Annotated in this window: 1 protein-coding gene, 2 tRNA genes and 3 rRNA genes; all 6 read left to right on the top strand. The window is 45.9% G+C overall.

What is annotated here, in order from left to right:
• A 16S ribosomal RNA gene (locus tag J5X94_RS11055) occupies positions 1-1,531 on the top strand; the annotation flags it as partial.
• A gap of 92 nt (positions 1,532-1,623) precedes the next feature.
• A tRNA-Ile gene (locus J5X94_RS11050) sits at positions 1,624-1,700 on the top strand.
• A gap of 9 nt (positions 1,701-1,709) precedes the next feature.
• Positions 1,710-1,785, top strand: a tRNA-Ala gene (locus J5X94_RS11045).
• 357 nt (positions 1,786-2,142) lie between these two features.
• Positions 2,143-5,004, top strand: a 23S ribosomal RNA gene (locus J5X94_RS11040).
• Positions 5,005-5,192: 188 nt separating this feature from the next.
• Positions 5,193-5,307 (top strand): 5S ribosomal RNA (rrf, locus tag J5X94_RS11035).
• A gap of 205 nt (positions 5,308-5,512) precedes the next feature.
• Positions 5,513-6,316: a hypothetical protein gene (locus tag J5X94_RS11030; protein ID WP_210541283.1), complete on the top strand. Its 804-nt coding sequence runs from the start codon at positions 5,513-5,515 to the stop codon at positions 6,314-6,316.
• Positions 6,317-6,481 lie beyond the last annotated feature (165 nt).

The following is a 6,481-nucleotide window of genomic DNA, read 5'->3' as shown; positions in this document are numbered from 1 at the left end:
GAGTTTGATCATGGCTCAGATTGAACGCTGGCGGCAGGCTTAACACATGCAAGTCGAGCGGAAACGATGATAGCTTGCTATCAGGCGTCGAGCGGCGGACGGGTGAGTAATACTTAGGAATCTACCTAGTAGTGGGGGATAGCACGGGGAAACTCGTATTAATACCGCATACGACCTACGGGAGAAAGGGGGCAGTTTACTGCTCTCGCTATTAGATGAGCCTAAGTCGGATTAGCTAGATGGTGGGGTAAAGGCCTACCATGGCGACGATCTGTAGCTGGTCTGAGAGGATGATCAGCCACACCGGGACTGAGACACGGCCCGGACTCCTACGGGAGGCAGCAGTGGGGAATATTGGACAATGGGGGAAACCCTGATCCAGCCATGCCGCGTGTGTGAAGAAGGCCTTTTGGTTGTAAAGCACTTTAAGCAGTGAAGAAGACTCCGTGGTTAATACCCACGGACGATGACATTAGCTGCAGAATAAGCACCGGCTAACTCTGTGCCAGCAGCCGCGGTAATACAGAGGGTGCAAGCGTTAATCGGAATTACTGGGCGTAAAGGGAGCGTAGGTGGCTCGATAAGTCAGATGTGAAATCCCCGGGCTCAACCTGGGAACTGCATCTGATACTGTTGAGCTAGAGTATGTGAGAGGAAGGTAGAATTCCAGGTGTAGCGGTGAAATGCGTAGAGATCTGGAGGAATACCGATGGCGAAGGCAGCCTTCTGGCATAATACTGACACTGAGGCTCGAAAGCGTGGGTAGCAAACAGGATTAGATACCCTGGTAGTCCACGCCGTAAACGATGTCTACTAGTCGTTGGGTCCCTTGAGGACTTAGTGACGCAGCTAACGCAATAAGTAGACCGCCTGGGGAGTACGGCCGCAAGGTTAAAACTCAAATGAATTGACGGGGGCCCGCACAAGCGGTGGAGCATGTGGTTTAATTCGATGCAACGCGAAGAACCTTACCTGGTCTTGACATATCTAGAATCCTGCAGAGATGCGGGAGTGCCTTCGGGAATTAGAATACAGGTGCTGCATGGCTGTCGTCAGCTCGTGTCGTGAGATGTTGGGTTAAGTCCCGCAACGAGCGCAACCCTTGTCCTTAGTTACCAGCGGGTTAAGCCGGGAACTCTAAGGATACTGCCAGTGACAAACTGGAGGAAGGCGGGGACGACGTCAAGTCATCATGGCCCTTACGACCAGGGCTACACACGTGCTACAATGGTAGGTACAGAGGGCAGCTACACAGCGATGTGATGCGAATCTCAAAAAGCCTATCGTAGTCCAGATTGGAGTCTGCAACTCGACTCCATGAAGTAGGAATCGCTAGTAATCGCGGATCAGAATGCCGCGGTGAATACGTTCCCGGGCCTTGTACACACCGCCCGTCACACCATGGGAGTTGATTGCACCAGAAGTGGATAGCTTAACCTTCGGGGAGGCGTTCACCACGGTGTGGTTGATGACTGGGGTGAAGTCGTAACAAGGTAGCCGTAGGGGAACCTGCGGCTGGATCACCTCCTTATAGATGGCATTCGGTCAGCAAGAATTCACAACAAGTTGTTCTTTAGTTTAGCTAGTATTTATTATTAGCGCTTTGCCTTTACAGGCAGACACAGGCCTGTAGCTCAGCTGGTTAGAGCACCGTGTTGATAACGCGGGGGTCGGCAGTTCAAGTCTGCCCAGGCCTACCATTTATTTACGGGGCCATAGCTCAGTTGGTAGAGCGCCTGCCTTGCACGCAGGAGGTCAACGGTTCGACTCCGTTTGGCTCCACCATAATAAATACGATAGTAAATATATTAAACAAGCATAAACAGAAAGAAATAATTCAGATATTACATCATACGATTATTTCTTTCTGTTTTATACAGAACTTATGACTCGACGAGAGCGTAAGAACTATTTAAAAACATAGATATGAGTCTGGGTTAGGAGCACGTGTTCACGCGTTGTTCCTAACCTTAATGACTCACTACTTAACGACATCAGTTGTTATCCCAGTAGTGAGTTATTAAAAAAGTAAAGAGAACTGAATCAAGCGTATAAAATTAGGTGATATCGTTATCATAATTAGACTTTATGACACTTTGAAGTTAAAACTTATTTATAAGTTAAGACTACTTGGGGTTGTATGGTCAAGTAATGAAGCGCACATGGTGGATGCCTTGGCAGTCAGAGGCGATGAAAGACGTGACAGCCTGCGATAAGCTTCGGGGAGGCGGCAATATCCTGTGATCCGGAGATTTCTGAATGGGGAAACCCACTTACCATAAGGTAGGTATCTCGTACTTGTACGAGAAGCGAACGAGGGGAAGTGAAACATCTCAGTACCCTTAGGAATAGACATCAAATGAGATTCCCCAAGTAGCGGCGAGCGAACGGGGAGAAGCCGATTAGTGCTAATGTAGAAGAACAGCGTGGGAAAGCTGACCGTAGTAGGTGATAGTCCTGTATTCGAAACATTAGCGTTAACATATTAAGTAGAGCGGGGCACGAGAAATCCTGTTTGAAGATGGGGGGACCATCCTCCAAGGCTAAATACTCCTGACTGACCGATAGTGAACCAGTACCGTGAGGGAAAGGCGAAAAGAACCCCTGTGAGGGGAGTGAAATAGAACCTGAAACCGTGTGCGTACAAGCAGTGGGAGCCTTAATTTATTAGGGTGACCGCGTACCTTTTGTATAATGGGTCAGCGACTTATGTTCTGTAGCAAGGTTAACCGTTTAGGGGAGCCGTAGGGAAACCGAGTCTTAATAGGGCGTTTAGTTGCAGGGCATAGACCCGAAACCGAGTGATCTATCCATGAGCAGGTTGAAAGTTGAGTAACATCAACCGGAGGACCGAACCCACTGTCGTTGAAAAGCCAGGGGATGACTTGTGGATAGGGGTGAAAGGCTAATCAAACTCGGTGATAGCTGGTTCTCCCCGAAAGCTATTTAGGTAGCGCCTCGGACGAACACCATTGGGGGTAGAGCACTGTTTCGGCTAGGGGGTCATACCGACTTACCAAACCGATGCAAACTCCGAATACCGATGAGTGATATCCGGGAGACACACAGTGGGTGCTAACGTCCATTGTGGAGAGGGAAACAACCCAGACCGCCAGCTAAGGCCCCAAATTCCTAGTTAAGTGGGAAACGAGGTGGGAAGGCATAGACAGCTAGGAGGTTGGCTTAGAAGCAGCCATCCTTTAAAGAAAGCGTAATAGCTCACTAGTCGAGTCGGCCCGCGCGGAAGATGTAACGGGGCTCAAACTAGGAGCCGAAGCTGCGGATTTGAATTTGTTTTCAAGTGGTAGGGGAGCGTTGTGTAAGCCTGTGAAGGTGTGTCGTAAGGCATGCTGGAGGTATCACAAGAGCGAATGCTGACGTGAGTAACGATAATGCGAGTGAAAAGCTCGCACGCCGGAAGATCAAGGGTTCCAGTCCAACGTTAATCGGGGCTGGGTGAGTCGACCCCTAAGGCGAGGCCGAAAGGCGTAGTCGATGGGAAATCAGTTAATATTCTGATACTTGTTTATAATGCGATGGAGGGACGGAGAAGGTTATGTCAGCCTGGCGTTGGTTGTCCAGGTGAAAGGATGTAGGCTTGTGGCTTAGGTAAATCCGGGCTACTACATGGCTGAGATCTGATAGCAAGCTGTACTTGTACAGCGAAGTGGCAAATACCATGCTTCCAGGAAAAGCTTCTAAGCAATAGTTATAAACGAATCGTACCCTAAACCGACACAGGTGATCAGGTAGAGAATACCAAGGCGCTTGAGAGAACTCTGCTGAAGGAACTAGGCAAAATGGTACCGTAACTTCGGGAGAAGGTACGCTGTTGATGGTGATAGGACTTGCTCCTTGAGCTGTTGACAGTCGCAGATACCAGGCTGCTGCAACTGTTTATTAAAAACACAGCACTCTGCAAACACGAAAGTGGACGTATAGGGTGTGATGCCTGCCCGGTGCTGGAAGGTTAATTGATGGGGTTAGCGTAAGCGAAGCTCTTGATCGAAGCCCCAGTAAACGGCGGCCGTAACTATAACGGTCCTAAGGTAGCGAAATTCCTTGTCGGGTAAGTTCCGACCTGCACGAATGGCATAATGATGGCAGCGCTGTCTCCAGCAGAGACTCAGTGAAATCGAAATCGCAGTGAAGATGCTGTGTACCCGCGGCTAGACGGAAAGACCCCGTGAACCTTTACTACAGCTTTACATTGAACTTTGACCTGACTTGTGCAGGATAGGTGGGAGGCTTTGAAGCAGACACGCTAGTGTTTGTGGAGCCAATCTTGAAATACCACCCTGGTCATGTTGGGGTTCTAACTCAGGTATAACAATACCGAGGACAATGTATGGTGGGTAGTTTGACTGGGGCGGTCTCCTCCTAAAGAGTAACGGAGGAGTACGAAGGTGCGCTCAGACCGGTCGGAAATCGGTCGTAGAGTATAAAGGCAAAAGCGCGCTTAACTGCGAGACCCACAAGTCGAGCAGGTACGAAAGTAGGTCTTAGTGATCCGGTGGTTCTGTATGGAAGGGCCATCGCTCAACGGATAAAAGGTACTCTGGGGATAACAGGCTGATACCGCCCAAGAGTTCATATCGACGGCGGTGTTTGGCACCTCGATGTCGGCTCATCTCATCCTAGGGCTGAAGCAGGTCCTAAGGGTATGGCTGTTCGCCATTTAAAGAGGTACGCGAGCTGGGTTTAGAACGTCGTGAGACAGTTCGGTCCCTATCTACCGTGGGCGTTGGAAATTTGAGAGGATCTGCTCCTAGTACGAGAGGACCAGAGTGGACGAACCTCTGGTGTTCGGGTTGTCACGCCAGTGGCATTGCCCGGTAGCTACGTTCGGATGGGATAACCGCTGAAAGCATCTAAGCGGGAAGCCCACCTCAAGATTAGATTTCCCTAAAGAGCCGTTGAAGACTACGACGTTGATAGGCAGGGTGTGGAAGCACAGCGATGTGTGTAGCTAACCTGTACTAATTGCTCGTTTGGCTTGACCATACAACACCCAAGTGGTTTGTATCAAAGCTCTAATTAATCTATCTTGTATAGCCTAGGCTATAGAATAAAAGAAAGAATATTTCGATATCACCTTTAACCTTGATTCAGTTAGGTTACAAGTTGGTCGACCAATAGATAATATCTTGACGTCAATAATAACAACATCAGACTCATATCTAACCCCCTTTGCTGACGACAATAGCGCGATGGCCCCACCTGATCCCTTCCCGAACTCAGAAGTGAAACATCGTAGCGCCAATGGTAGTGTGGATTCGTCCATGTGAGAGTAGGTCATCGTCAGCTCTCTATTCAAAAGCTAAACCCCCTGTGACATAAGTCACAGGGGGTTTTCTTTGGTTTAGATTTTGGTAATCTGGTCGATTATCATTGTTGATTTAATTTTTTAGTGCTAAGTTTGCAGGCAAAAAACTTTTATATTTCATATATGCCATTATTAAAAACTATGCGAGTGCTTAACTTTCGAAATTCAACACTAAGGTAAATAGTAATGTTAGTATCATTTTATACAGTTTTAGACTTCGTATGCTTAGCTGAACCAAATCAACTTAGACAAAAAGAAATAATTGAAATTAATAAAAGTAAACCTTTTACTCACTATCAAGTATGCGAATTTAATCGATTAAGAATAAGAACTGAGTCTGTCATAAATAAACACGAGTATATTAAATTTGTTGTTTCTAAACAGTTGAATGAATTCGATTGGGAAGAAAATGAAATGATAATGCAAGCTTTTGACCAAGGAATAACGGCGTCAATGGAAATACGTGGAAAATCCGTCGTAATTCATTACAGTGATGGCTTTGAAATTGGATTTGAGACTGTTTTCATGTTTCTTGAGAAAACTGGATCTGATATGGGATGGCATGAGCATATTGGACATTTGCTTAACCTCAAAGTTATGTATATAGGACAAACAGAAATTACAGATGGTACTTATTTGAGATTTGAAGGTCATGAAAAAATTAATAAGGTTGCTAATGATGTAATATCGAATAGGCCAGAAAAGGAAGTTATTGTTAAGTTAATGTCTTTTCAGTCTCCGTCTACTAGAACTATAATGTTACCTGAGATAGATAGTAATGACTCAGCAATTGATTTAATGCCAAAAGGCGAACTGTCAAAAAACATACCTAAAGATGATTGGAAAACAGTAATTGAAGGAACACTTATAAAGTATTTTTCTCCCGAGTTTAACGTACATTATCGTGACAACTTTCCTTCCGAAAAGCATACTAAATATAATTATTTTTATGATAATAATATTCGTTCAGTTTGCGTTGAACTCCATTAAGAATATAGAGCATATATTACTGGTAGTAATAAAGTCTTACCTAAAAGAGTTCGTTTAATTGAATATGCATTTCAAAAAAACGACTCTGGAATAATGTTGATAAATAATGATCATCAAATTTCTGATGCTACTTATGAAGCGCTTGTATCAAAAAGGTAATTATAT

The sequence above is a fragment of the Psychrobacter sp. K31L genome, assembly GCF_017942195.1.
Taxonomy (GTDB): domain Bacteria; phylum Pseudomonadota; class Gammaproteobacteria; order Pseudomonadales; family Moraxellaceae; genus Psychrobacter; species Psychrobacter glaciei.
Note: the sequence above shows the minus strand (reverse complement) of the source record. Positions and strands in the feature narration are given on the sequence as shown.